Origin of the sequence: Vibrio sp. FE10 (assembly GCF_030297155.1) — a bacterium.
Taxonomy (GTDB): domain Bacteria; phylum Pseudomonadota; class Gammaproteobacteria; order Enterobacterales; family Vibrionaceae; genus Vibrio; species Vibrio apostichopi.
The window spans coordinates 2,497,476-2,522,788 of the sequence record NZ_AP028067.1 but is presented as its reverse complement, the minus strand read 5'-3'; the positions used below and the strand labels follow the sequence as shown (position 1 = coordinate 2,522,788).

Genomic DNA, 25,313 nt, shown 5'->3' with positions numbered 1-25,313 from the left:
GTGTTTGTGTTTTTTTTTAGGTCTATTTTTAGTTTATTTGACACGCAGGATAATCTTTTGCAATCTAGACCTCGAAATTTAGTGACGGTGGTTAACCAACAAAGAGTGGTAATGACCAGTCATAAAAAATAAAAGGGAACCGGGCAAGGATCTCCCATTCTTAGAAAAGGCAGTGGATTTATTATGAAAAAGACTCTATTAGCGCTAGCTATCGCAGCTACAGCAACTTCTGTAAACGCAGCAGAAATTTACTCTAACGACGATACTAAAGTTGGCCTAAAAGGTGAGGTAGATATCTACCTACAACAATCTGAAGTAGACAAAAACCTTACAGAAACAACTAAGAACGAAGCAGACGTTTCTACTTGGGCTAAAATCCAACTAGACGCTGAGCAAAAGCTAAATGACCAGTTCACAGCGTTTGCATCTTTCGAAATTGAATCAGACGGTAAAGACGCTAAGTTTGATGATGTTCTAGCTGGCTTTAAAACTGACACTTGGGGTATGGCTTTTGGTGAAACTGGCGACTTAGCAGAATCTGCTGACGCAATCCAGAAAGACGATATCACAAACGAAGGTAACTACATGGGTTCTACCGGTGGTCACCACAAAGAGTCTACTGGTCACGGTGCTGTATTTAAAGGCCAATTCGTTGAAGGCTTCACTATCGTAGCTGACGTAAATACTGATTCTGAAGAAGACGTAGATAACACTTACGGTATCTCTGCAGATTACGCATTCAGCAACTTCTCTATCGGTGCTTCTTACATCGCTGGTGATGCTGCTAAAGATGTAGATTACTCTCTTGCTGGTGTTTCTGCTTCTGCTGAGTTTGGTGGTTTCTACCTAGCGCTTACTTACGCACAGTTTGAAGGCAACCAAGGTTACGGCTATTGGGACCTTGATAAAGTTACTGGTACTGATTCTTACGGCAATGGCGAAACAATGGGTGTAGCTGCTGCTTACCAAATCGACGCTGTTCGTCTATATACTACTTACTCAGTAGCGACTACTGATGAGATTGCAACAGCTGCAGGTACTGCTTCTATCTCTGACATCGACTCTACTAACCTAGTTGTTGGTGCTGACTACGCATTCCGCGACAACATCCTATTCTTCGCAGAATACCAAACAGCTGACTTCGAGTACTCTTCTGAGACTCTAGATGCTGACGGTGTTATTGCTGGTGTTTACTACACTTTCTAATTTGTAGTTAACTATGCTATATAAAAGCCAGCGTTAAGCTGGCTTTTTTACATTTATTGATTAAGGAATTGTACATGAACAAGTGGTATTTAAGTTTTATCTGTCTGTTCTCTGCACCATATGCAATAGCTTCTCTAGAGCTAGCTTCTGGTATCACTCTAAATACTTTGAACGGTGAGGTGATTGATAATGTGGAAGACGCGGTATTGACCTCTGGAGAAAACCAGCTCGTTTTAGATTACACAGGGTATTTAAGCGATCAAGGTAAACGCGAATTTATCAGTACAATCCCTTATATTATGGTCGTCGATGTTCCTGAAAATGCCGACGTAGAAGTTGATCTTCAAAGTAGAAAGTACGCTAAAATTGCGAAGAATGTGGATAGAGAACTTCCTATATTCAACATTTCTATAAATGGTGATGATGTAGACGTTGAGCAAGAAATTTTGCCTGCTGCGAAAGGTGCACTACCTTATGGTGATATCCCTCAGTTGGTAAAAGACTACAATCAAGAAAGAGGCTTAGTTTTTGATTCTGGGAAGATTCGTTCGTTGAAAGAAGAACTAGCGGCGGTACAAACTGGTGCAGTAGTTGGAGCTACAGTCGCTGCCGACAGTACTGTGCAAGAGTCTGAAAATACCCTTCAACTTAAGCTTTGGTATTCAAGAGCAAGCGAAGAAGAGCGTAAAGCATTTCAAAAGTGGTTAATTGACCAAAAGTAAAACAAATTTTTAAAGCGAGGTGTTCCTGAACATACGACAAGCACCTCGCTTTTTCATTTCCGCGTTATGATTTGCTAGATCTCTTTCCACTCACCCGGCTGAAGCTGACCCACGTTCATATTCCCCATCGAATAGCGAATAAGACGCAGGGTAGGGAAGCCGATATTTGCTGTCATCCGTCTTACCTGGCGGTTGCGCCCTTCTATGATAGTAATCGCTAACCATGTTGTCGGTATCGCGGCTCTGAAACGCACTGGAGGGGTTCTTTCCCACACAACAGGTTCAGACATCACTTCAATCTGAGCAGGCAGTGTCATGCCGTCTTTTAGCTCCACGCCTTTTCTCAATTTATCTAAATCTTCCTCAGAAGGTGCGCCTTCAACCTGTACCCAGTAAGTCTTTGGTGACTTTGAGTTTGGTTGGGTCAATTTGGCTTGGAAGATGCCATCGTTGGTCAAGACCATTAAACCTTCGCTGTCACGGTCAAGTCGTCCAGCAGCATAAACATCTTTAACTGGAATAAAGTCAGCGAGTGTTTTCCTGCCTTCGCCATCTGTGAATTGGCTGAGAGTATCGAAAGGCTTGTTGAACAAAATTACTTTACGATCTTCAAGTGATACCTTGGGTTTTGCGTTAGTAGGCTTACCTTTGTATCGATGTTTACTTGAGTGCGGTTTCTTGTGCGAATTGCCAGTGTTATTTTTATCACTGCCGCGGCTTGGTCTATTACCGTTTTGTTTTAATGTTGTACCAGAACGAGCTGGTTTGTCTGAGCTAGATGCGCCTCGAGAGCGAGTAGACATGTTAACTACCTTGCAAAAATGTAAACGAAGTGTGCCGAAAAGTTTTCACTGAAACGGAATTGAGCTATCATTTGCGCGCCTAAAAGACACAAAATAGAACAAGTTGATGGACTCTTAAGCCTGATTTGTTTAATTATACCTTCGTGTTTTATTATAACAACGCACTCACGGATTTGGTTCATGCTGTCATCAAGATTGCATGAAAAATAAGATAGAGTACGACTAACGAGTAAGCAGTTTTCACTCTTTGAGTGGCTTACTGGTCAATTTATAACATTCTCACTACTTTAAGTGAGCTTGTCAGAACTATAGGGAAATTTCATGCCTACTGAAAAACCAACGATCATCTATACCATTACAGACGAAGCTCCGGCGCTAGCTACTTACTCTCTGCTGCCAATCATTCAATCTTTTACAGCTTCTTCTGGTATTAACGTTGATACTCGCGACATTTCACTTGCAGGGCGCATTATTGCCAACTTCCCTGACTACTTGAACGAAGAGCAACGTATCGGTGATGCATTAGCAGAACTAGGTGAATTGGCTAAGACACCTGAAGCGAACATTATCAAGCTTCCAAACATCTCGGCATCTGTACCTCAACTTCAAGCAACGATCAAAGAACTTCAATCAAAAGGTTACGCACTTCCTAATTATCCAGAAGAAGCAAATACTGACGAAGAGAAAGCCGTTAAAGCGACTTACGATAAAATCAAAGGCAGTGCAGTAAACCCTGTTCTACGTGAAGGTAACTCGGATCGCCGTGCTCCACTTTCTGTTAAGAACTACGCGAAGAAAAACCCACACTCAATGGGTGCTTGGTCTGCAGACTCTAAGTCGCACGTTTCAAGCATGGAAGACAAAGACTTCTTCGGTAGCGAAAAGTCAGTAACGATTGAAGGTGCTACAGAAGTCAGCATCGAATTCGTAGGCAAAGATGGCGCGAAGAAAACATTGAAGCCAGCTTTTGCTCTACAAGATCAAGAGATCATTGATGCATCTGTAATGAACAAAGCTGCTCTGGTTGCATTCTTTGAAAAAGAGATCGCATCAGCTAAAGAGCAAGGCGTTCTGCTTTCACTTCACATGAAAGCTACCATGATGAAAGTATCTGACCCTGTGATTTTTGGTCATGCGGTTAAGGTTTACTACAAAGACGTATTTGCTAAGCACGGTCAGCTATTCGAAGAACTCGGTGTTGATGTGAATAATGGCATCGGCGATGTATACGCAAAAATTGCTGCGCTTCCTCAAGATCAGAAGCAAGCGATTGAAGCTGATCTACAAGCGGTATACGAGACTCAACCACCACTAGCGATGGTAGATTCAGACCGCGGTATTACCAACCTACACGTACCAAGCGATATCATTGTTGATGCATCTATGCCTGCAATGCTGCGTTCTTCAGGTCAAATGTGGGATCCAGAAGGTAAACAAAAAGATACTAAAGCTATGATCCCAGATCGCAGCTACGCAAGCATCTACCAAGCTGTTATTGATTTCTGTAAAGAGAACGGCGCTTTCGATCCAACAACGATGGGTAGCGTACCAAACGTTGGCCTGATGGCTCAAAAAGCGGAAGAATACGGTTCTCACGATAAGACTTTCATCCTAGAAGCTGCAGGTCAGGTTCAAGTGGTTGACGCTTCTGGTTCTGTTCTTCTTGAGCAAGACGTAGAGGAAGGCGATATCTTCCGTATGTGTCAGGTTAAAGATGCACCAATTCAAGACTGGGTTAAGCTTGCTGTAACTCGCGCACGTGCTGCGGGTGTTCCTGCGGTATTCTGGTTAGATGCAGCTCGAGCACACGACGCTCAGCTTATTAAGAAAGTAGAAGCTTATCTTCCTGAGTACGATACAGATGGTCTTGAAATTAAGATCCTTGCTCCACTTGAAGCAACTCAATACTCTCTGGTTCGTATTAAAGAAGGTCTAGATACTATTTCTGTTACAGGTAACGTATTACGTGATTATCTAACAGACTTGTTCCCAATTCTAGAGCTTGGTACGTCAGCTAAAATGCTGTCGATTGTTCCACTAATGAATGGTGGCGGTCTGTTTGAAACAGGTGCTGGCGGTTCTGCGCCTAAGCACGTGCAACAAGTAGAGAAAGAAAACCATCTGCGTTGGGATTCTTTAGGCGAATTCTTGGCATTAGCGGCATCACTAGAGCACCTAAGCGTAGTGACAGGTAATGCTAAAGCACAAGTTCTCGCTGACGCACTTGATAAAGCGACCGGTGAATTCCTAGACAAAAACAAATCTCCTTCACGTCGAGTCGGTGAGCTTGATAACCGTGGTAGTCACTACTACCTAGCAACATACTGGGCTAAAGCGCTTGCTGAGCAAACAGTTGATGCTGACCTAGCTGCTGAGTTTGCAGGTGTTGCAAGTCAACTGGCTGAAAGCGAAGAAGCGATTGTTGCTGAGCTGAACAATGCTCAAGGTGTTGTTGGCGATTTAGGCGGTTACTACTTACTAGATGACGCACTAGTTTCAACGCTAATGCGCCCGAGTGCTACATTGAACGCGTTTATTGACGCATAGTGATTAGACTCACCGTTAGCAAGTCATGGATATGGGTTGCTAACGAGTCGCTTGATCTGACCGTTAAGTCATAGATTAAGTCAAAACGAAAGACGCTTTAACGATAACGTTAAAGCGTCTTTTTTTTCATAATACTTTCCTCGACCTAGCTTGAGGTCGAACATCCTCGAATGAATTGTACTGTGAGCAACTTTCATAGCTACCAGATCGAAAAACCGCTCATTTAATCCTGTATTAAAGGTATCAAATGAGCGGTTTCAATATTCTGCTTACCTGTCAGCCGTTAATTAACGCTGATGGAGGTCAACATGATTTGGCAATCGCCTATTTAGCGGCGCTGCCTTCGACAGGAACAACGGAACTAGCATGGGAGCCTTTAGGTCCACTTTCTACTTCATAGTCGACTTGCTGACCCGCTTTCAAGGTTCGATAACCATCCATCTGTATTGTGGAATAGTGCGCAAAAATATCGCCGTCTTCACCTTCTGGACAAATAAAGCCAAACCCTTTGGCGTTGTTAAACCATTTTACTGTACCTGTAGCCATGCTATACATCCCTCATGCATTTTGTTACTAACGTTGTTATATCAATTGTCGTAAGTGCGATTGATATCATTCTTACCAGCTAACGGATTTCAGCTGATAACTTGAATCTCGTACATTGCTTACGGAAATTAACGCTACCTTGCGTAATAATTCCTTGTTATTGCATTTTTTTGCTTATTGTTAAGGTTACTTAAGAAAAACCTTTTAGCACCAATGTAGCTAATGATTGAGCGCAGTCAATAGTAAATTGGTATAAAAGTGATCAATTTTAATAACAAATCACATTCGAGATTAACTACAAACTATTAACTAAATAGTAACTTAGTGGTGATCTTATGGTCGGCGTCAATAGTAATGGTGTCTTTTTAATCAATCACATATGTTAATCCTGTTAATAGACATCTTTTATTTGCAGCGATGGAAATGGTGGATTAGGCTCAGTATAGAGGAATATTTTTTGGTACTGTTTCTTGGTGCAGTTTCTTAGTACACCGTAAAGCGTGAATGTGGTAGATTTGAGTTAAGTAAGCACTCACGAATTCCGAAAAATAACCCTAGCAAAGCTGATATGAGCAGAAACTTCGAATGGGCAGCTCCAGGCTCAGATTTACTGGAGAAAGAAGCAACAAAAGTAAAGCCACCGGCTATGTATAACGTTGTACTGAACAACGATGATTACACGCCAATGGATTTTGTAATTGAGATCCTCGAGCGGTTTTTCTCACTAGATATCGAACAAGCAACGGAAGTGATGCTCAAGGTTCATTATGAAGGTAAAGCTATTTGCGGCACATACAGTGCTGAAATAGCGGAAACAAAGGTAGCGCAGGTAAGGATGTACTCAAAGGAAAATGAGCATCCGCTACTATGTACAATGGAGCAAGTATAAATTGCTCGAACAACACTGTTGTTCCCTTAGGAGGTACTTATGCTAAATAAAGAATTAGAGTCGAGTTTAAATGGCGCATTTGCTCGTGCGCGAGACAAGCGACATGAATTTATGACTGTCGAACACCTCCTACTAGCATTATTAGAAAATGATGCGGCCAAGGAAGCGCTCCAAGCTTGTCAGGCTGATCTCGATGCTCTTCGTAATGAGCTCGATATTTTTATTGACCAAACAACCCCGCTTATCCCAGAAAACGATGAAACTCGAGAAACCCAGCCTACATTGAGCTTCCAACGAGTACTTCAGCGCGCGGTTTTTCATGTCCAATCTTCAGGTCGCAGTGAAGTAACAGGTGCAAACGTGCTTGTGGCTATTTTTAGTGAGCAAGAATCTCACGCGGCATACCTACTTAAGAAAAACGACATCAGTCGCTTAGACATCGTTAACTTCATCTCACATGGTATTACTAAAGCAAGCAATGAAGGCGACAGCGCTTCATCTTCTGACTCATTTGGTGGTGCAGAAAATGCTGAAGAAGCAAATTCTGAAGACCGTTTAGAAAACTTTGCAACCAATCTTAATGAAGTGGCTAAGCAAGGTAACATCGACCCACTGATCGGCCGTGACAAAGAGCTTGAGCGAACCGTTCAAGTATTGTGTCGTCGTCGCAAAAATAACCCTCTGTTAGTGGGTGAAGCAGGTGTAGGTAAAACGGCCATTGCAGAAGGTCTTGCATGGCGTATCGTTGAAGGGCAGGTGCCTGAAATCATTCAGAGCAGCGTGATTTACTCTTTAGATATTGGTTCACTGCTTGCAGGTACTAAATATCGTGGTGACTTTGAGAAGCGCTTTAAAGCCATTCTTAAGCAACTGGAAAAAGAAGAAGACGCTATCTTGTTCATCGACGAAATTCACACCATCATTGGTGCGGGTGCTGCATCTGGTGGACAAGTTGATGCTGCAAACTTAATCAAACCGCTACTAAGCAGTGGTAAATTACGTTGTATCGGTTCAACCACTTACCAAGAGTACAGCAGTATTTTTGAGAAGGAACGTGCGTTATCTCGTCGTTTCCAAAAAATCGATATTGTTGAACCATCACTTGATGACACGACCAAGATTCTGATTGGCTTGAAGCCAAAATACGAAGCTCACCACGAAGTACGTTATACAAATAAAGCATTACGTGCTGCTGTTGAGCTGTCTGCTAAGTATATCAATGAACGTCACCTTCCAGATAAGGCGATTGATGTTATTGATGAAGCGGGTGCTCGTAGTCGTTTGGCTCCAGCAAGTCGTCGTAAGAAGACAGTGAGCGTGGCTGATATCGAGTCGATGGTTGCGAAAATGGCTCGTATTCCTGAAAAGTCAGTATCATCTTCAGATAAAGATACGCTGCAGAAACTGGATGACCGCATGAAAATGTTGGTATTTGGACAAGACCCAGCTATTGATGTATTGAGCGAAGCGATCAAGCTAACTCGTGCAGGATTAGGAGCAGACAATAAACCGGTTGGTTCATTCCTATTTGCTGGTCCTACTGGTGTGGGTAAAACCGAGGTTACGGTTCAGCTTTCTAAACTGATGGGTATTGAGCTACTGCGTTTTGATATGTCTGAATACGGTGAACGTCACTCTGTGAGCCGTTTGATCGGTGCTCCTCCTGGTTATGTAGGATACGATCAAGGTGGTCTACTCACTGATGCAGTCATCAAGAATCCGCACTCTGTGGTGTTACTTGATGAGATCGAGAAGGCTCACCCAGATATCTTTAACTTGTTATTACAAGTGATGGATAACGGTACTTTGACGGACAACAACGGCCGCAAAGCGGATTTCCGTAATGTGATCTTAGTAATGACGACTAACGCAGGTGTCGCGGAAACCGAGAAGAAATCGATCGGTCTGATCCAACAAGATCATGCACCAGATGCAATGGGTGAGATTAAGAAAGTCTTCACACCGGAGTTCCGTAACCGTCTTGATAATATCATTTGGTTCAACAGTTTAGACCCAAGTGTAATCAGCCAAGTTGTCGATAAGTTTATTGTAGAGCTTCAGGTTCAACTGGACGCACGTGGTGTCTCTTTAGAAGTGTCTGAAGATGCTCGTCACTGGTTGGCACATCTAGGCTATGACAAGACTATGGGCGCACGTCCTATGGGCCGAGTTATTCAAGAGAAGCTTAAGAAGCCGCTTGCGAATGAACTGTTATTCGGTAGTTTGGTCGACGGTGGTACTGTGAAAGTGTCTCTGAAGAAAGATGAACTGGACTTTGTTTACGTAGGTGCCAAAGAAGAAGTGATGCACTAAGAGCTAGAGACTAGCAGCTAACTACTATTAGTCACTAACGAAGAGTAGACGCACTTAAACGCAATACTTTGATAAAAACGCATGACTTCGGTTGTGCGTTTTTTTGTATCTGCGTTCCTGAAAAGACAGCTAGGAATGCGTGTAGATGCAACTAGAGCGTAATAATGAGTATTTACTTGGCGATATAGAGTTGAGGGCTAAACATTGAAGGGTGAGGCTTTAGCTGGGCGTGACGCGGGTTAGGAACGCTACTTTAGGAAATAGAATGACTTATAAAGCGATTAGCGAATCTATTTGCTTTTGTATAGGCGGTAAAAAACGGAGCATATAGCTCCGTTTCTTATCGTATTCGATAATTAAAAATTAACGAGCACGGAAGACGATGCGGCCTTTAGAAAGGTCGTATGGAGTCATCTCAACAGTTACTTTATCACCAGTAAGAATACGGATGTAGTTCTTACGCATTTTACCAGAGATGTGTGCTGTCACTACGTGACCATTTTCAAGCTCAACACGGAACATCGTGTTTGGTAGAGTATCAAGGACAGTGCCTTGCATCTCGATTACGTCTTCTTTAGCCATCTAATCCTCTTTCGAAACTTGGCGGTTTTCAACGGCTTGATTGTGCCGTTAAAATCAAAATATGTAAAGTTGTCGCGTATTCTACCCTTGCCACCGTTGATTTACTAGCCTTTGATGACGTTGAAATCGTACTTTATAGTTCATAGCAGGACATTCATCGATTTGATAACCCAAATACAGCCATTGTTTTTGCTCTTTTTGCGCGTGTTGAATCTGGAACAAAACGCCTAAGGTTCCCATAGATATATCGATGTCAGGGTCGAAGAAGGTATAAAACGCACTGGTGCAGTGAGACATAACATCGGTAACGGCAATGCCAACCAACTGTTTTTCATTGTAGATGTGCATGTATTGTGTAGTAAGCCACTCGTTTTTGGAGAACTGTAGGAATTCTTCCTTCTTTGGAGGATACATGGTTCCGGATTGGTGACGAGCTGTAATGTATCGGCTGTATAAATCAAACCAGTTGTCATCCATCTCGTCTTTAAATTCCCAGTGGAATGACTTGGCTTTGTTCAGGATTCGTCGCTGGCTTTTTGAAAACTTTATTTCAGGTATGGAAAGGCGAATAGCCTGACAAGCAGAGCAGTTGTCACAATGCGGTTTGTAGATCGTGCTGCCACTGCGACGAAACCCATTCGCAAGCAGTACTTCGTAGTTATCTGCCGTGTGCATAAATTCATCGAGCGTTACTGCTACACGTTCTTGGAGGTGAGGCAGATAGCTGCAAGCATGGTTATCGGTCAATCCAATTCTGATTTGTTGTAAATCTGAACTCATGAAGGCATTTCCTCTAGCCATTGTGCTTCAAAACATCCATCGTTAAGCTGATTTTCTTTGAGTATTTTCAGAGTACTAAGAAACTCGTCTCTTTCTACTTCGATAGCGCCTAATGAGTCCAAGTGAGGATTCATGACTTGGCAATCGATGAGCTTTCCTCCAAATTGCTTAAAGTGTCTGCAGAAATACCATAGCGCAATTTTAGAGGCATTGGTCTTCAAGCTAAACATCGATTCACCACAAAATACCTGACCTCTCTGCAAGCCGTATAGGCCTCCAATCAGTTCATTATCTTGCCAAACCTCTACCGAGTGACAAAAACCTAATGCAGACAAGTCGCGGTAGGCGGTTTGCATATCTTCGTTCAACCACGTTTCTTCTTGAGGCCTGAGCGACGAACAGTAACCAATCACTTTATCGGTCGCTTGGTTGATGCTAACTCGATAATTGTGCTTTCTTTGAAACTTTTTAAGACTTTTTGACGGTTCGAATGTCTTAGGATTAAATACTGCTCGCGGTGCAGGGCTCCACCAAAGTATAGGCTCCCCAGGCCCATACCATGGAAATATACCTTGGCTATAAGCGTTTAAAATTCGCATCGGTGATAAATCGCCACCAAAGGCGAGCAAGCCATTCGGTTCGTCGAGGGCTTCAAAGGGCGAAGGAAACTCTATACTAGTAGTATCAAGCTCGGTTAGGTATATAGTCATAAGTACCGCATTACAGATTAATCAATGACCAAGAGGTCTTCAGGAGTTTTACCATGAAAAAGTTGCTTTGGATTTTACTTGTTTTGCCCATGTTGGCAAATGCAGCTTACAACCGGAACGAAGCTCGTCCTGTGAACGAGGTCGTTTATGGTGAAATTGATACGGTTAGATATATCACTCAACAGGAAATCGTTGAATCGAAAGCGAATGGTTGGGAAACCTTGTTAGGCGCGGCGATAGGTGGCTTGATCGGTAACCAATTTGGTGGTGGCACGGGTAAAGAGGTAGCTACGGCCGTTGGTGCTGTTGCCGGGGCTGGTATTGCGCGTAATCGAGGTAACACCCAATATAGGGTTGAATACAAGTTGGTCGAGTTGTTGGTCAAAACCAAAGACAATAAGCTGGTTAATATCATTCAAGATGTCGACAACTCTATGTTGTTTAGTCGTGGCGATGACGTGCGAATCCTTTATTTTTCTGATGGCGTGCGAGTGGATCTAGCATACTAGTATGTAAATACGTTTAGTTGGCGGATTAATAGCCTTTAACGGAGGGATTAGCTCTGGAGTTCATCGGAAAAGTTCGTTAGTCTGCAAGTACGAAGAATTATTCATCACCCGAAAATAAATACGCGCCAGTGGCTTCGGGTGGTACAAGGACTAAAAGATTAATGGAAAGCCTTACGTTACAACCAATTCAAAAAGTGAGCGGGGAAGTTAACTTACCTGGCTCAAAAAGTGTTTCTAACCGAGCACTTCTTTTAGCGGCACTTTCGACTGGAACAACACGCCTAACCAATTTGTTAGACAGTGATGATATCCGTCATATGCTGAATGCTTTGACTCAGTTGGGCGTTGACTATCAATTGTCTGCAGATAAAACCGTCTGTGAAGTAACGGGCTTTGGTGGTGCATTCTCAAGCGACCAAGCTCTTGAACTTTTCTTAGGTAACGCAGGTACAGCGATGCGTCCACTAGCCGCGGCGTTATGCTTGGGCCATGGCGAATATGTACTGACCGGCGAACCTCGTATGAAAGAGCGTCCAATTGGTCACCTAGTCACCGCATTGAAAGCAGCAGGCGCTGATGTAGAGTATCTAGAAAATGAAAACTTCCCACCGTTAAAAATTAAGGGCACTGGCCTTAAGAGTGGTACGGTTTCTATTGATGGTTCTATTTCTAGTCAGTTTTTGACGGCATTTTTGATGGCTGCACCTTTAGCCGAAGGCGAAGTGACCATTAAAATTGATGGCGAATTAGTTTCGAAGCCTTACATCGATATCACACTACACATTATGAAACAATTTGGTGTGGATGTGATCAATAACGATTACCAAGAGTTCGTTATTCCTACGGGTCAATCGTACTCTGCGCCGGGTGACTTCTTAGTTGAGGGCGACGCATCATCGGCATCTTACTTCCTTGCCGCTGCGGCGATTAAAGGCGGCGAGATTAAAGTAACGGGTATTGGTAAAAATAGTATCCAAGGTGATATCCAATTCGCTGATGCGCTTGAAAAAATGGGTGCTGAAATTGAATGGGGTGATGACTACGTTATCTCTCGCTGTGGCGAGCTGAAAGGCATTGATATGGATTATAACCATATTCCAGACGCAGCGATGACGATCGCAACGACAGCCTTGTTTGCTAAAGGTACAACCGCCATTCGTAATGTTTACAATTGGCGTGTTAAAGAGACCGATCGCTTAGCGGCGATGGCGACAGAGCTTCGTAAAGTTGGCGCAGAGGTTGAAGAGGGTGAAGATTACATCATCGTTAACCCTGTTGCTGAACTGACACATGCGGCGATAGATACCTATGATGATCATCGTATGGCTATGTGTTTCTCGTTGGTGGCGTTGAGTGATACACCTGTGACCATTAATGATCCAGGTTGTACTTCAAAGACTTTCCCTGACTACTTCGACAAGCTGAAAATGCTGAGCCAATAAAAATACTGAGTGTATAAAGATTCAGGAAGTAAAAAAGCTTGCCTAAATGGCAAGCTTTTTCATTATTGTTGAAGCGTAAATTCTTTTGAAAGATGGTGCGCTAAGTATTTAAACATGTTAAATACTGCGGTTGTATTCTCTGTTGGCAATCCGTTGCTGTCTAAGAAGTATTCACCTTTAAAGACGAGTACGTCGTCTTTTTCTACTACGCTGTTTGTGCGCATGCCTTCAATGTAGTCATCATGTGATTGGATAATTTGGTTTGCGATAAGCAGTAAATCAAATTCTGCTATTACTTTCTTTGTCATGAGTTTATCTCTGATAACTGAATATATCGTTGAGTTTATTGTGTAGCACTAGAAATTCAATGATTTCACAACCGAATAAGAGAGTCTTTTCGAATCTCCATCATTTATTTTGTGATTTATGACAAAAATAATTGAATGGAGCTCGCGTTAGATTCGCGGACAAGCTTAGTATGACCGCGTTTATACGTAATGCCTGATGAATAGGCTCTTGCAAGTATTCTTCGTGAGTACTTGATCGCTTTTTTACATTGTGACCCTTTTATCTGCTGAGTCGTCGATTTGTCGACCGATCAGATCCAATTTTGAAAAAAGCGGTTGATCTTCTAGTAATCTCGCACAATAGTAAAAAAAGAAGCAATGAATTTAGAATATCATGCGTAAAAGCCCACAAGTTAAATTGTTGGTGCTGAAGCATCGTGATTAAGGACGTTAGAGTCAATATGGGTAAATCGCTAGTTATAGTGGAGTCGCCGGCCAAGGCTAAAACCATCAATAAATATCTTGGCAAAGACTTTGTCGTTAAGTCGAGTGTAGGTCACGTACGTGATTTACCAACGGCAGGTCAAAGCACCGGTAAAAAGGCTACTGCAGTTTCAACCAAGGGTATGAGCCCAGAAGATAAAGCTCGTATCAAGAAAGAAAAAGATCGCAAAGCGCTTATTAAAAAGATGGGTATCAACCCATACAATGAGTGGGAAGCGAACTACCAAATTCTACCTGGTAAAGAAAAAGTCGTTGCTGAATTGCAAAAACTGGCTGAGGACGCAGACCATGTTTATCTCGCAACCGATTTGGATCGCGAAGGAGAAGCTATCGCATGGCACCTTCGTGAGATCATCGGTGGCGATGAAACGCGATACAAACGAGTGGTTTTTAACGAAATTACTAAGAATGCTATTCAGCAAGCTTTCGAAACTCCAGGTGAGCTAAACATTGATGGCGTAAACGCACAGCAAGCACGACGTTTTATGGACCGTGTTGTGGGCTTTATGGTGTCACCTCTGCTTTGGAAAAAAGTAGCACGAGGCCTATCCGCTGGCCGTGTTCAATCAGTCGCTGTAAAACTACTGGTTGAACGTGAGCGCGAGATCAACGCCTTTATCCCTGAAGAGTTCTGGGATGTGCACGCTGATACTAAAACAACGGATAAAACAGATTTCAGACTGCAAGTCGCACAAAAAGATGGTGTTGCTTTCAGACCGGTAAATGAAGCGCAAACTTTGGCTGCCGTCAGTGTTTTAGATAAAGTTCAATACGAAGTATGTAAACGTGAAGACCGCCCAACGAAGAGTAAGCCGTCTGCCCCTTACATCACGTCAACGTTGCAACAAGCTGCGAGTACGCGTCTTGGCTACGGCGTAAAGAAAACCATGATGCTGGCTCAGCGCCTCTATGAAGCGGGTTACATCACTTATATGCGTACTGACTCGACTAACTTGAGTTCAGAGGCTGTAGAGGCCGCACGTGAATACATTGGTTCCGAGTTTGGTGCGCAATATTTGCCAGCTAAAGCACTTGTTTACGGTAGCAAAGAGGGCGCACAAGAAGCCCACGAAGCGATTCGTCCTTCAAGTGTTGATGTTAAGTCTGAAGACTTAAATGGTGTTGATGCTGATGCTCACAAGCTTTACTCGCTGATTTGGAATCAATTCGTCGCGTGTCAAATGACGCCAGCGCAATACGATTCAACAACAGTAAGTGTTAAAGCGGATGAGTACACGCTGAAAGCGAAAGGTCGCATCCTTAAATTTGATGGTTGGACTCGTGTTCAACGTCCAATGGGCAAGAATGAAGATACTATTCTTCCTTCAGTTCAAATTGGCGATAAGCTTGACCTGATTGCTCTAGACCCTAAACAGCACTTCACTAAGCCACCAGCACGTTTCACTGAAGCTGCATTGGTTAAAGAACTAGAGAAGCGTGGTATTGGTCGTCCTTCAACGTACGCATCAATCATCTCGACAATCCAAGACCGTGGCTATGTGAAAGTTGAACAGCGTCGTTTCTATGCTGAAAAGATGGGTGAAATTGTTACTGACCGTCTAGACGGCAGCTTCAACGACCTAATGAACTATGACTTTACCGCTCGTATGGAGCAAAAGTTAGACCAAATCGCAGAAGGTGAAGCGAGCTGGAAAGGCGTTTTAGATAACTTCTTCACAGACTTTACTGGCGACCTAGAACAAGCGGATCTCGAAGAAGACGCGGGTGGCATGAAGCCAAACCATATCGTTGAAACCGATATTGAGTGTCCAACTTGTAGCCGTAAAATGGGTATTCGTACTGCTTCAACTGGCGTATTCCTAGGTTGTTCTGGTTACGCGCTTCCACCAAAAGAACGTTGTAAGACAACGATCAACCTTGGTGATGAAGAAGGCATTATTAACGTTCTTGAAGAAGACGTTGAAACCGCAGCACTTCGAGCTAAAAAGCGTTGTCCTATCTGTGAAACGGCAATGGATGCTTATCTGATCGATGATAAGCGTAAGATGCATGTTTGTGGTAACAACCCTAACTGTGAAGGTTATGTGGTTGAACACGGCGAGTTCAAAGTGAAGGGCTATGATGGTCCACTTGTTGAATGTGACAAGTGTGGTTCTGACATGGTTCTTAAGAACGGCCGTTTTGGTAAATACATGGATTGTACGAGTGAAGATTGTAAAAACACTCGTAAGATTCTGAAAAACGGCGAAGTTGCGCCACCGAAAGAAGACCCTGTGCACTTCCCTGAGCTTCCATGTGAAAACTCAGACGCGTACTTTGTTCTTCGTGATGGTGCTTCTGGCTTGTTTATGGCGGCGAGTAATTTCCCTAAATCACGTGAAACACGTGCCCCATTAGTGGAAGAGCTTGTTCGTTTTAAAGACCGTATTTCACCTAAATTCCAATACCTAGCATCAGCACCTGCTGCTGATCCAGATGGTAAGCCAGCTGTAGTTCGCTTTAGTCGTAAGACAAAAGAAAACTATGTTCGAACTGAAGTAGACGGAAAACCTTCTGGTTGGACTGCTTTATATATCGATGGCAAATGGGAAGTAACGGATAAACGTAAAAAGCCCAAAGAAAAGTAATTGAACGTTATTGACTAAAAAAGCAGCCTCGAGGCTGCTTTTTTTTGATCTAAATATGACTAATTATGCAACTGATTGAGCTTTCATCTCATTTGTGGAAATTCATTAAATTCACACCGTAAAATAAATGAATGAATTAATAATATCTTCTTATGCAACTGTAACGAGAATGTAACTTAATTAAAATATTGTAAGTCACAGATCAGTGTTTAGTTGTATACCTGATGTGTGTCGGGTGTTAATGTAATGTTTCGCTCAGGCGGTGTAATGTGAGCTGCTTTAAGTCTTAGGAAAGCAATCAGCTTACGTAGCACAGAATGGCGTATTAAAAATTGAAATCGGCAGGAAAGTCGATAACGTATATAAAACCAAGTGCAAAGAATAGTGCACACGCAACAACGTTTGGCTTAGGATACTGTCACTGTATGTGAATGGATATTCGTTAAGTACCGAAACAAGTGTTAGTGCTCATCCCCCAGAGGAAGATACCTCTACGAGTACTGACATCGACAAGCTATAAATATATGGAGAATAAAATGGCTGGTGTATTGGGAATGATTCTTGCTGGTGGTGAAGGCTCTCGCTTAAGACCTTTAACTGAATCTCGCAGCAAACCCTCGGTTCCTTTCGGTGGTAGCTACCGCTTAATTGATTTCGCTTTGAACAACTTCGTTAATGCTGATCTGATGAAGATTTATGTATTAACACAATTCAAGTCACAATCACTGTTCCACCATATGAAAAAAGGTTGGAATATCAGTGGTATAACAGATCGCTTCATTGACCCTATTCCTGCGCAAATGCGTAAAGGAAAGCGTTGGTACGAAGGCACAGCAGATGCTATCTACCAAAATATGGGCTTTATGGAGTTGGAAGAACCTGATCAAGTATGTATTTTTGGTTCTGACCATATCTATAAAATGGACATCAAACAAATGCTTGATTTCCATAAAGAGAAGAAAGCAGCACTAACTGTTTCTGCACTGCGCATGCCGCTTGCTGAAGCATCAGAATTCGGTGTTATTGAGGTTGATGCTGAAGGCCGTATGATTGGCTTTGAAGAGAAACCTGCAAATCCGAAGCCGATTCCAGGCGATCCTGAATCTGCGCTCGTTTCAATGGGCAACTACGTGTTCGAAGCAAAAGAGCTGTTTGCCGAACTAACAGAAGATGCAGATAAGCCTGATTCTACTCACGATTTCGGTAAAGATATCATTCCAAACATGTTCCCACGTGGTGACGTGTTTGTTTATGACTTCAGCACTAACCGCATTACCGGTGAAAAAGAAGAAGTTTACTGGCGCGATGTAGGTACGATTGACGCGTACTGGCAAGCACATATGGACCTTCTTAAGAAAGATGCACCATTCTCGTTATACAACCGTAAATGGCCTCTACACACTTATTACCCGCCACTACCACCAGCTACCTTTACTGACTCGGCAAATGGTCGAATTCAGATCATTGATAGCCTTGTGTGTAGCGGTAGTTATGTTCGCGGCTCGCGTATTGAAAAGAGTGTATTGGGTTTCCGCAGCAATATCGCATCAGCGTGTGATATCAGCGAGAGTATCTTACTTGGTGATGTGAAAGTTGGCGAAGGTTGTATACTACGTCGCGTTATCATTGATAAAGATGCAGACATTGCACCAGGCACTCAGATTGGTGTAAACCTGACAGAAGATAAAAAGCATTACCATGTATCTGACGATGGTGTAGTCGTGATTTCTAAAGGAGCACGAGTTGGTTACTAAGACTCTCTCGGTACTTTTTGTAGCGTCTGAAGTTGAAGGCTTAATTAAAAGTGGTGGCTTGGCTGATGTAGCCAAGGCACTGCCTAAAGCGTTACAAACACTCGAACAAGATGTTCGAGTGACCATCCCCGCTTATCGAAACATCCCAAACATTGATTCAGCAGAAGTCATCTTGGCTACTGAGTTGGATCATTGGCCTCACACCGCTTATCAAGTTAAGACATTGAGCGTCGAAGGTGTTCAAGTTTTTGGTATTGAATGTGCCAAGTATTTTGACCGCCCTGAGATGTACGCTGAAAATAATCATGCTTATGCTGATAACGGAGAGCGTTTCTCGTTCTTTAGTGCTGCGTGTTTGGATATGCTTCCTAAACTTGGCTTTCAGCCCGATATCGTTCATGCCAATGATTGGCACACGGGTTTTGTTCCCTTCTTGCTTAAGTCTCGTTATCAACAGCACGACTTTTTTAAAAACACACGCAGCGTAATCTCGATTCACAATGCCGTTTTTAAAGGCGTGTTTTCTTACGAAGAGTTGCAATCTCTGCCTGAAATGCACAGTCATAATGTCCCAGAAGCAGCCGTAAGTGATACTCACGTGACCATGCTGAAAGCGGGTGTATTGTGTGCAGATAAAGTGAATGCAGTTAGCCCTACTTATGCACAAGAACTGAAGACGGAATTAGGCAGCCATGGTATGGCGGCTGAATTCCAACACAGATCTGACGATCTGTTCGGTATTCTGAATGGCTGTGATTACGGTGCATGGAACCCGGAAACGGATGCGTTCCTGCCTCGCAAATACAAAGCGACCAAGCACAGCATGGTTCGCGGGAAATCGGCTTGTAAGCAAAAGCTGCAACAAGATGTCGGTCTACCTGTTATCGATTGTGCTGTGTATGGCATGGTTTGCCGACTGACCAATCAAAAAGGCGTTCATTACTTATTGCCAATCATCGAGCAATTCTTGAAGAACGACTTGCAGATTGTGATTGTGGGTACAGGTGATCCAGTATTGGCGAGTCAGCTAAAAGAGTTGTCGGCACTTCACTCAGACAAGTTCTCGTTTGTTGAAGCGTATAACAACGAATTAGCGCACTTGGTCGAGGCTGGTTCAGATTTCTTCTTGATGCCTTCTGAGTTTGAGCCTTGTGGCTTAAACCAAATCTATAGCATGGCTTACGGTACGTTACCGATTGTTCGTTCTGTCGGTGGTTTAAAAGACAGCGTGAATGATTACGATCAGAATCCTGAGGTCGCGACTGGGTTTGCTTTTGATGAACCGACACCACAAGCATTACTGGCTGTGTTACATCGTTCATTATTGCTTTACGCACAAAATTCATCTGAAATTAAGCGTGTTCAGCTTTATGCCATGCAGCAAGATTTTAGTTGGGAAGATGCGGCAAAAGAGTATCTTGCAATGTACCATTCTGCATTTTAACTTGCTGAAATAGCTTTAAAATTAAGCTGAAAGCTAGTAATAGTTTGTAATGAAAGAAGGCGCTCTGAGACTAGAGTGCCTTTTTGTTTTCTGGTCAGAACACATCACGTTTACGAAGACAAAACTTGCAAACTCATTTTAGTCAGGTAAAAAAGGTGGGGCAGGTATTCACATGACTAATGTTAGGTTTGACACTATTATCACTTAAAGTTCTTAATAGCGTGATATCCTTAGCCATCGCCTCGTGATGAGGCATAGCTCCATTATTATAATTAAAGCGATAGGTATGTCTGAGAGTTTATTATTTCATAAAACATTTACTCACCCTACGAGCGATGAATGGGTTGTGTTTGTGCATGGCGCGGGAGGCAGCTCCTCAATCTGGTTCAAGCAGATCAAAGCGTATAAACAACATTTCAACTTGCTTCTCATTGATCTGAGAGGGCATGGTAAGTCAGACAATATTCTAAAAGAGCTGATAGCGAACCGCTATACGTTCAAATCGGTCACACTCGATATCCTCAAAGTACTGGATCATCTTAAAATCCGCTCAGCGCATTTCGTTGGTATGTCTCTTGGGACGATTATTGTTCGCAACGTAGCGGAATTAGCCGCGGGACGCGTGCGTTCAATGGTACTTGGTGGGGCGGTGACTAAGCTCAATACCCGTTCGCAAGTGTTAATAAAGCTGGGTAACTTAAGCAAGCACATCATTCCATACATGTGGCTATACAGTCTTTTTGCTTATGTTGTCATGCCGCAGAAGAGCCAAAAAGAATCTCGCCATCTATTTATCCGCGAAGCCAAGAAACTGTGTCAAAAAGAGTTTAAACGCTGGTTTATCCTAACTGCTGATGTGAACCCTCTTATGAAGTACTTCAAAGATAGAGAGTTGCCGATCCCAACCCTTTACTTGATGGGAGAACGTGACTACATGTTCATCAAACCCGTAAAAGAGATGGTTGCAGCGCACGAGTCGAGTGAGTTAGTGGAAATAGCGAATTGCGGACATGTGTGTAATGTAGAAAACCCTGAAGAGTTCAACCAACGTTCTATCGCGTTTATTCAAAAACAAATCCAGTGATTCTCTTGGTTCGCTATCAGAGCAGATGAATAAGTCTAATTAAATAAAAACGGGAAGCTAATATTAGCTTCCCGTTTTTATTTTAAGGGAGGAGTATCGTTCGTTATCTTGTTACTCTGGTGATGCAGCGCCACATTGCCAGCAAGAACCGAATTGCGCTTCGTTGACTTCATGGCATTCACCACAACGCCACTCTTCATAGATGATCGAATCTTGCTGTTTTTGGTAGTCATTGACGATCGTGCGGGCTTTATTGGCCAATTCTGGCTCATATAACCATACGTAAGGGTCAGTTTCCTCAGTGAATGGGATTTCACCTTTCAAACCAAACAAACCCTCACCACGGACTTCACACGCAATATTCTCACTTTCTAACAATCCACAGATGATATGGGCTTCTGTAGGATTCGATGCACTGAAGATTTTCATTGAAATAGAACCTTATTCGGCTTTGGGTTTTAGTCAGCTATATACGTTATTCCGCTATACACATTAGTCAGCGACAGGTGCTGAGCGAAACTTACTCATCAACCATTTAGCAATAATTGGGAATACCCCCAACAAAGCAAACGACAATAATACTGAAGGAGATACGATACCCGAAAGTGAATCAATTTCTGCGAGTTGAGTACCAGCATTCAAGAAAACCGCAGTACCTGGCAACATGCCTATTTGACTTGTGATGTAGTAACGAGTCACCGACATTGGGGTTAAGCCCATTAACAAGTTGATAAGGAAAAATGGGAAGACAGGAATCAGACGTAGAGAGAATAAGTAAAATGCCCCGTCTTTTTCAACGCCTTTGTTAATCGTTGCTAACTTGTCACCAAATTTGGTTTGGATCCAGTCACGTAACAGGTAACGGCTACTTAAGAAGGCAAGGGTTGCACCAATAGCACTTGCGAAAGACACCAGCAGTAAACTGTTCCAGAAACCAAACAGCGCAGCGCCCAACAGTGTAACAACCGCAGCGCCAGGGATTGAGAAGGCCGTGATCATGACATAGGCGGCGAAGTAAATCGCAGCAGCGGCAATAAAATTGCTCTCGATGTAGTCATTCAAAACAGCTTGTTGAGCTTTCGCATTCTCAAGTGTTAGGTATTGGCCGAAATTGACGCCTAATAGGACGATGGTTACGACCAACACGATACCCAATATCATTTTCTTACTCATTGATACTTCCTCTAATTTTTCAATGCATACCATTAGTATAGATAGACAGGCAAAGCATAGATTAACTTTCAACAGACATAAAAAACTGCTAATTTTTTTTGATTGCTGGCCTTCTTTATCAATACGTCTTGCTACCTCGTATCGAGTTGAGGCGATAGCAGATGGGTTCGACGTTAAACATATGCTAGATCAGATGTGTTTTTTCTTTCTAAGGTAGGAGGTTGTTTTCCTTAAATAAATTCTATTGAATAAATTTTAAGACTACAAAAAGTGATAGGAAATTGAAATACATTTGGTCTTGGTACGTTCTATATACGTAACAATCGAGACGTAAAGGTTGTTCCGATAATGATTCAGGCATAAAACTAAGGAGTTAGCTATGAAATTTTTATCACTGATTACTGTTATTGCTACTGCAGGTCTTATCTCTTTTCAAGCAACAGGGGCTGGTGTCTACCACCGGGTTGCCGCTGAGTCAAAAATATTCAAAGGTGAAACAGTATCTACTCAAAACCAGGCTTACGAAGATGGAAAGAAAATATGGCAAGATCTGAGTAATAAAGAATCTTTTGAGCTTAGCCGTATCCTTCCTCAAGCTTCTGAAAAGGTAGATGTGAGATCTTTTGAAATCAAGAACGGTTCCATTAAAGTCAAAGAGATTATGGACTCTTCAGGAACCATCAATTTTGTACCTATGGTAAAAGTTGATTACAAATATTACTACCGTCCATCTTTTTAATCAGTCCAGTGTTAGCTCTCTAGTTTTAAGGAGAGCTACTTGACCCGTCCTGATATGGGTTGACACTTGATTGACTAAAACGCTCGATGTACTTCATCGGGCGTTTTGTATTTTAGAGCGGTGTGAGGCCTATATTCATTATAGATTTTTACTGATTCGGCGACCATTTTCTTTGCTTCATCTAAATCATTAGGCTTATTCAACAGATACTCCATCTTCAATATTCCGTTGATCCTCTCCGCCAACGCATTCTGATAACAGTCATAGCCATCAGTCATTGAGCAAGATACATCATACTGTCGATGCAACTCTTGGTATTCTGCGTATTTCGGCTGATGTGACCCCTAGTTTCGTTTTTAATCGACCACCTTTTTAAGCCTCTCTTTTCTCTTCCTTAGTTTTACTCCAAGTGGTCGATTTAAGCCAGTTTTCTCATTGATTCCCCTCGTAACTCGATTCTATGACTTTGATGAACCAACCTATCTAAGATCGCATCAGCGATCGTCGAGTTGTCGATCATCTCGTGCCATTCTTTTACAGGTAGTTGGCTGATAATGATTGTACTGCACTCTTGGTATCTATCTTCTAGCACTTCGAGAAGATTACTTGCATGCTCTTGGCTGAGTTTTTCCATTCCCCAGTCATCGATAACCAACAGTTTTTTCTTAGACAAGCTCAGTAGCAGCTTTTGATAGCTGCCATCAAGGCGGCTACTACTCAGGTCATCAAGTAAACGATTTAGGCGATAATAACGACTTGGGCAGTGTTGCTCACACGCCTGCTCGGCGAGCGCACAAGCAACATAGGTTTTACCTGCACCTGTTGCACCTGTAATCAGGACATTCTGTCGCTTTTGTAAATAAGTGCCTGATAATAACTCTCCCATCATTGCTCTTTTTAAGCCTCGTTCTGGGCGGTAGTCCAGTTGATTACCGCTAGCGCTTAGGCGCAGCTTGGCTTGCCGTTTAAGTCGTTGGATTTTGGTTTGATCTCGGTTCACTATCTCATGATCAAGGATGAGTCCTAACCTTTCTTCAAAGCCAAGTTCAGCATAGGTCGCGGGGTGTATCCTTTGCTGTTCCAGTGCATCAGAAGCATGACTTAGGCGTAGTGATTTTAACTGTTGGATTATTGCGTCCATATTGTTTCTCCTAGTGGTAGTAGTTGGAACCACGAACATTAGTGTGTTTAAGGTTTGGGGTATCAGTGGAAGGCTGAGAGAGAGTGCCTTCTCGATGGTTCTTCAATAAGTTTTTGACGAAGCCAAGGTATGGCTTCTCTGTCACTAAGGCATCTCGGCAAGCTTGTTCTAACCGTGCGTCTGAGTGCTTTTTGGCAAGACTTAGTAACCCAAAGCAACTTCTAAAGGCCAATGCTTCATGCTCTGGGCGTTTGAGCAACATCTGAGTCAGTTCACCTGTGGCTGGCCCAATAGATTTTCCCCAACGGATAAAACGCTCGGGTGTCCATGATTGGTATTGATGGTTGCTTGGCATATGCTCGTAAACGGTAGAGAGACCATATTCTTTTTGGCTTGTGCAGTGGTGAGCAACAATGCTCCCTTTGTGGTAGATACGTATTATTTGATGCGTTGCTTCAAGCTCAACTTGTTGCCCAACAAGTTGGTGCGGCACAGAGTAGAAGTGCTTTTTATATTGAATGTGATAATCAGGGGAGACGGTTGCTCGTTTAGTTTCGATATACACATATGGTTGCGATGGCAGTGGTTTTAACGCTGGACGGTCAACTTTGTTGAACAAGTCATGTCGATTGACACCAAGCTGTTTCATCTCTCGTTGGTTTAAGTCATGCATCAGCTTTCGGATAGCCAGGTTCAGCTCAGCCATTGTATAGAACACTTGGTGGCGAAGGCGCATCATTATCCAGCGCTCTACGATGAGAACTGCGTTCTCAGCTTTGGCTTTATCTTTAGGCTTGTAGGGCCTGGCTGGCATCACAGCAACGCCGTAATGTTGTGCCAGTTTTCGGTAGCTCTCATTGAGGATAGGGCTATGACAGTCTGCTTTCGTTACAGCAGATTTCAGATTATCAGGTACAAGTAGATTCGGAGCACCACCAAAGTGATTAAAGGTATTCACATGAGCCATGAGGAAGTGTTCAAGCCCTTGGCTCTCACTCGCCTCGACATAGGTGTAATTTGACGCTCCTAAAGTGGCGACAAATACCTGAGCATGTCGGCATTCTCCTGTATCTGGATTCACAACAGGGATCGTTGGGCCACAGTAGTCAATGAAGAGCTTGTCACCAGCATGGTGAAGTTGGCGCATACTGCGTTTTTGTGTCTTTAGCCAACGTCTATACAGTTCGCAGAACTGTGTATAGCCATAGGCTTTGTCTTGATGCTGATGACAATACTCTTCCCAAAGCAAAGCTTTAGTCATCCCTTTACGCTTCAATTCTAAGTAGCAGAGAGTGAAATCAGGCATCACTTTATGCTGAGAAGATGAGCGACCATCAAACAAAGCTTGGGTGACTTGATTTTCATGATGAGTCTCTTCCAGTGGCCACGTGAGGCCACTGGATTTAAATCGGGATAGATGCTGGGATACAGTGGAATGAGCAATATTGAGGCAAGCGGCGATCTGTCGATTAGAAAGATTGCACTCGTATCGGAGGCGTAAGATTTCCTTAATTTTATTCATTGGCATTCTCTTTTTCGGCATGATTTAT

Annotated in this window: 22 protein-coding genes and 1 pseudogene; 12 read left to right on the top strand and 11 right to left on the bottom strand. The window is 42.9% G+C overall.

The features are described from left to right. The first annotated feature begins 183 nt into the window (after positions 1 to 183). Entirely contained in the window at positions 184 to 1,206 is a 1,023-nt protein-coding gene (locus QUF19_RS11205; protein ID WP_286293352.1) for a porin, read from the top strand. 74 nt (positions 1,207 to 1,280) lie between these two features. Next, the gene (locus QUF19_RS11200; RefSeq protein ID WP_286293350.1) at positions 1,281 to 1,928 is read left to right on the top strand and encodes a DUF2057 family protein; all 648 of its coding nucleotides are present in this window, start codon (positions 1,281 to 1,283) and stop codon (positions 1,926 to 1,928) included. Between the two features lie 74 nt (positions 1,929 to 2,002). Here QUF19_RS11200 and QUF19_RS11195 read toward each other — a convergent pair whose 3' ends face one another. Then, complete coding sequence (locus QUF19_RS11195) at positions 2,003 to 2,731, bottom strand: pseudouridine synthase (RefSeq protein WP_286293348.1); 729 nt, start codon at positions 2,729 to 2,731, stop codon at positions 2,003 to 2,005. A 321-nt stretch (positions 2,732 to 3,052) separates the two neighbouring features. Between QUF19_RS11195 and QUF19_RS11190 the strand changes: the two genes are divergently transcribed. Then, positions 3,053 to 5,278: an NADP-dependent isocitrate dehydrogenase gene (locus QUF19_RS11190; RefSeq protein WP_286293346.1), complete on the top strand. Its 2,226-nt coding sequence runs from the start codon at positions 3,053 to 3,055 to the stop codon at positions 5,276 to 5,278. 324 nt (positions 5,279 to 5,602) lie between these two features. Here the strand turns inward: QUF19_RS11190 and cspD are convergent, their stop codons facing one another. After that, positions 5,603 to 5,824, bottom strand: coding sequence for a cold shock domain-containing protein CspD (cspD, locus tag QUF19_RS11185; protein ID WP_017105782.1), 222 nt, complete (start codon positions 5,822 to 5,824; stop codon positions 5,603 to 5,605). A 568-nt stretch (positions 5,825 to 6,392) separates the two neighbouring features. Between cspD and clpS the strand changes: the two genes are divergently transcribed. Together clpS and clpA are read left to right on the top strand one after the other, a co-directional pair. Continuing rightward, positions 6,393 to 6,713, top strand: a complete 321-nt coding sequence (gene clpS, locus QUF19_RS11180; protein WP_017105781.1) for an ATP-dependent Clp protease adapter ClpS — start codon at positions 6,393 to 6,395, stop codon at positions 6,711 to 6,713. 39 nt (positions 6,714 to 6,752) lie between these two features. Next, a complete protein-coding gene (clpA, locus tag QUF19_RS11175) occupies positions 6,753 to 9,026 on the top strand; it encodes an ATP-dependent Clp protease ATP-binding subunit ClpA (protein WP_102434755.1) in 2,274 nt (757 codons plus the stop codon). A gap of 363 nt (positions 9,027 to 9,389) precedes the next feature. On the opposite strand, the gene infA is transcribed toward clpA, so the two are convergent. The 3 genes from infA to aat all read right to left on the bottom strand — a co-directional run bounded on the left by infA (position 9,390) and on the right by aat (position 11,098). Then, positions 9,390 to 9,608 carry a translation initiation factor IF-1 gene (gene infA / locus QUF19_RS11170; RefSeq protein WP_001040192.1) on the bottom strand — a complete coding sequence of 73 codons (219 nt, stop codon included), beginning with the start codon at positions 9,606 to 9,608 and terminating at the stop codon, positions 9,390 to 9,392. An 81-nt stretch (positions 9,609 to 9,689) separates the two neighbouring features. After that, positions 9,690 to 10,388 carry an arginyltransferase gene (locus QUF19_RS11165; RefSeq protein WP_286293337.1) on the bottom strand — a complete coding sequence of 233 codons (699 nt, stop codon included), beginning with the start codon at positions 10,386 to 10,388 and terminating at the stop codon, positions 9,690 to 9,692. Further along, positions 10,385 to 11,098 (bottom strand): leucyl/phenylalanyl-tRNA--protein transferase, encoded by a 714-nt coding sequence (gene aat / locus QUF19_RS11160; RefSeq protein WP_286293336.1) that lies wholly within the window; start codon positions 11,096 to 11,098, stop codon positions 10,385 to 10,387. The genes QUF19_RS11165 and aat overlap by 4 nt, the downstream gene beginning before the upstream one ends. A 53-nt stretch (positions 11,099 to 11,151) precedes the next feature. On the opposite strand from aat, the gene QUF19_RS11155 reads away from it, so the two are divergent. Continuing rightward, on the top strand, positions 11,152 to 11,607 hold the full coding sequence (locus tag QUF19_RS11155) for an outer membrane lipoprotein (protein WP_102434758.1): 456 nt from the start codon (positions 11,152 to 11,154) through the stop codon (positions 11,605 to 11,607). A 161-nt stretch (positions 11,608 to 11,768) separates the two neighbouring features. Further along, positions 11,769 to 13,049: a 3-phosphoshikimate 1-carboxyvinyltransferase gene (gene aroA, locus QUF19_RS11150; protein ID WP_286293334.1), complete on the top strand. Its 1,281-nt coding sequence runs from the start codon at positions 11,769 to 11,771 to the stop codon at positions 13,047 to 13,049. Positions 13,050 to 13,111: 62 nt separating this feature from the next. Here aroA and QUF19_RS11145 read toward each other — a convergent pair whose 3' ends face one another. Beyond that, on the bottom strand, positions 13,112 to 13,357 hold the full coding sequence (locus QUF19_RS11145) for a YciN family protein (protein ID WP_017105775.1): 246 nt from the start codon (positions 13,355 to 13,357) through the stop codon (positions 13,112 to 13,114). Between the two features lie 440 nt (positions 13,358 to 13,797). On the opposite strand from QUF19_RS11145, the gene topA reads away from it, so the two are divergent. The 4 genes from topA to QUF19_RS11125 all read left to right on the top strand — a co-directional run bounded on the left by topA (position 13,798) and on the right by QUF19_RS11125 (position 20,710). After that, positions 13,798 to 16,428 (top strand): type I DNA topoisomerase, encoded by a 2,631-nt coding sequence (gene topA, locus QUF19_RS11140; protein WP_286293329.1) that lies wholly within the window; start codon positions 13,798 to 13,800, stop codon positions 16,426 to 16,428. 536 nt (positions 16,429 to 16,964) lie between these two features. Further along, complete coding sequence (gene glgC, locus QUF19_RS11135; protein ID WP_017111053.1) at positions 16,965 to 18,182, top strand: glucose-1-phosphate adenylyltransferase; 1,218 nt, start codon at positions 16,965 to 16,967, stop codon at positions 18,180 to 18,182. Next, positions 18,172 to 19,626 carry a glycogen synthase GlgA gene (gene glgA / locus QUF19_RS11130; protein ID WP_286293326.1) on the top strand — a complete coding sequence of 485 codons (1,455 nt, stop codon included), beginning with the start codon at positions 18,172 to 18,174 and terminating at the stop codon, positions 19,624 to 19,626. Before glgC ends, glgA begins: the two co-directional genes overlap by 11 nt. A 286-nt stretch (positions 19,627 to 19,912) precedes the next feature. Next, complete coding sequence (locus QUF19_RS11125) at positions 19,913 to 20,710, top strand: alpha/beta fold hydrolase (protein ID WP_102434762.1); 798 nt, start codon at positions 19,913 to 19,915, stop codon at positions 20,708 to 20,710. Between the two features lie 111 nt (positions 20,711 to 20,821). Here QUF19_RS11125 and QUF19_RS11120 read toward each other — a convergent pair whose 3' ends face one another. Both QUF19_RS11120 and QUF19_RS11115 read right to left on the bottom strand, forming a co-directional pair. Next, entirely contained in the window at positions 20,822 to 21,139 is a 318-nt protein-coding gene (locus QUF19_RS11120; protein ID WP_286293322.1) for a putative signal transducing protein, read from the bottom strand. A gap of 63 nt (positions 21,140 to 21,202) precedes the next feature. Continuing rightward, on the bottom strand, positions 21,203 to 21,883 hold the full coding sequence (locus QUF19_RS11115) for a TVP38/TMEM64 family protein (protein ID WP_065111049.1): 681 nt from the start codon (positions 21,881 to 21,883) through the stop codon (positions 21,203 to 21,205). A 379-nt stretch (positions 21,884 to 22,262) separates the two neighbouring features. Here QUF19_RS11115 and QUF19_RS11110 point away from each other — a divergent pair, with 379 nt between their 5' ends. Continuing rightward, positions 22,263 to 22,622, top strand: coding sequence for a DUF3316 domain-containing protein (locus QUF19_RS11110; RefSeq protein ID WP_286293320.1), 360 nt, complete (start codon positions 22,263 to 22,265; stop codon positions 22,620 to 22,622). 74 nt (positions 22,623 to 22,696) lie between these two features. Here QUF19_RS11110 and QUF19_RS11105 read toward each other — a convergent pair. The 3 genes and pseudogenes from QUF19_RS11105 to istA all read right to left on the bottom strand — a co-directional run. Further along, positions 22,697 to 22,939, bottom strand: a pseudogene (locus tag QUF19_RS11105) (integrase core domain-containing protein); the annotation flags it as partial. 101 nt (positions 22,940 to 23,040) lie between these two features. After that, a complete protein-coding gene (istB, locus tag QUF19_RS11100) occupies positions 23,041 to 23,763 on the bottom strand; it encodes an IS21-like element helper ATPase IstB (RefSeq protein WP_286291966.1) in 723 nt (240 codons plus the stop codon). A gap of 10 nt (positions 23,764 to 23,773) precedes the next feature. Continuing rightward, positions 23,774 to 25,306 (bottom strand): IS21 family transposase, encoded by a 1,533-nt coding sequence (istA, locus tag QUF19_RS11095; protein WP_286291968.1) that lies wholly within the window; start codon positions 25,304 to 25,306, stop codon positions 23,774 to 23,776. Positions 25,307 to 25,313: the final 7 nt, after the last annotated feature.

What these genes read in the sequence shown, in the direction of transcription:
- QUF19_RS11190 (WP_286293346.1), top strand. Translation starts at nt 3,053, where the DNA reads ATGCCTACTGAAAAACCAACGATCATCTATACCATTACAGACGAAGCT.
- aat (WP_286293336.1), bottom strand. Translation starts at nt 11,098, where the DNA reads ATGACTATATACCTAACCGAGCTTGATACTACTAGTATAGAGTTTCCT.
- QUF19_RS11115 (WP_065111049.1), bottom strand. Translation starts at nt 21,883, where the DNA reads ATGAGTAAGAAAATGATATTGGGTATCGTGTTGGTCGTAACCATCGTC.
- QUF19_RS11200 (WP_286293350.1), top strand. Translation starts at nt 1,281, where the DNA reads ATGAACAAGTGGTATTTAAGTTTTATCTGTCTGTTCTCTGCACCATAT.
- QUF19_RS11155 (WP_102434758.1), top strand. Translation starts at nt 11,152, where the DNA reads ATGAAAAAGTTGCTTTGGATTTTACTTGTTTTGCCCATGTTGGCAAAT.
- QUF19_RS11120 (WP_286293322.1), bottom strand. Translation starts at nt 21,139, where the DNA reads ATGAAAATCTTCAGTGCATCGAATCCTACAGAAGCCCATATCATCTGT.
- QUF19_RS11205 (WP_286293352.1), top strand. Translation starts at nt 184, where the DNA reads ATGAAAAAGACTCTATTAGCGCTAGCTATCGCAGCTACAGCAACTTCT.
- infA (WP_001040192.1), bottom strand. Translation starts at nt 9,608, where the DNA reads ATGGCTAAAGAAGACGTAATCGAGATGCAAGGCACTGTCCTTGATACT.
- clpA (WP_102434755.1), top strand. Translation starts at nt 6,753, where the DNA reads ATGCTAAATAAAGAATTAGAGTCGAGTTTAAATGGCGCATTTGCTCGT.
- aroA (WP_286293334.1), top strand. Translation starts at nt 11,769, where the DNA reads ATGGAAAGCCTTACGTTACAACCAATTCAAAAAGTGAGCGGGGAAGTT.
- istB (WP_286291966.1), bottom strand. Translation starts at nt 23,763, where the DNA reads ATGGACGCAATAATCCAACAGTTAAAATCACTACGCCTAAGTCATGCT.
- topA (WP_286293329.1), top strand. Translation starts at nt 13,798, where the DNA reads ATGGGTAAATCGCTAGTTATAGTGGAGTCGCCGGCCAAGGCTAAAACC.
- istA (WP_286291968.1), bottom strand. Translation starts at nt 25,306, where the DNA reads ATGCCGAAAAAGAGAATGCCAATGAATAAAATTAAGGAAATCTTACGC.
- QUF19_RS11125 (WP_102434762.1), top strand. Translation starts at nt 19,913, where the DNA reads ATGTCTGAGAGTTTATTATTTCATAAAACATTTACTCACCCTACGAGC.
- QUF19_RS11110 (WP_286293320.1), top strand. Translation starts at nt 22,263, where the DNA reads ATGAAATTTTTATCACTGATTACTGTTATTGCTACTGCAGGTCTTATC.
- QUF19_RS11165 (WP_286293337.1), bottom strand. Translation starts at nt 10,388, where the DNA reads ATGAGTTCAGATTTACAACAAATCAGAATTGGATTGACCGATAACCAT.
- QUF19_RS11145 (WP_017105775.1), bottom strand. Translation starts at nt 13,357, where the DNA reads ATGACAAAGAAAGTAATAGCAGAATTTGATTTACTGCTTATCGCAAAC.
- cspD (WP_017105782.1), bottom strand. Translation starts at nt 5,824, where the DNA reads ATGGCTACAGGTACAGTAAAATGGTTTAACAACGCCAAAGGGTTTGGC.
- glgC (WP_017111053.1), top strand. Translation starts at nt 16,965, where the DNA reads ATGGCTGGTGTATTGGGAATGATTCTTGCTGGTGGTGAAGGCTCTCGC.
- QUF19_RS11195 (WP_286293348.1), bottom strand. Translation starts at nt 2,731, where the DNA reads ATGTCTACTCGCTCTCGAGGCGCATCTAGCTCAGACAAACCAGCTCGT.
- clpS (WP_017105781.1), top strand. Translation starts at nt 6,393, where the DNA reads ATGAGCAGAAACTTCGAATGGGCAGCTCCAGGCTCAGATTTACTGGAG.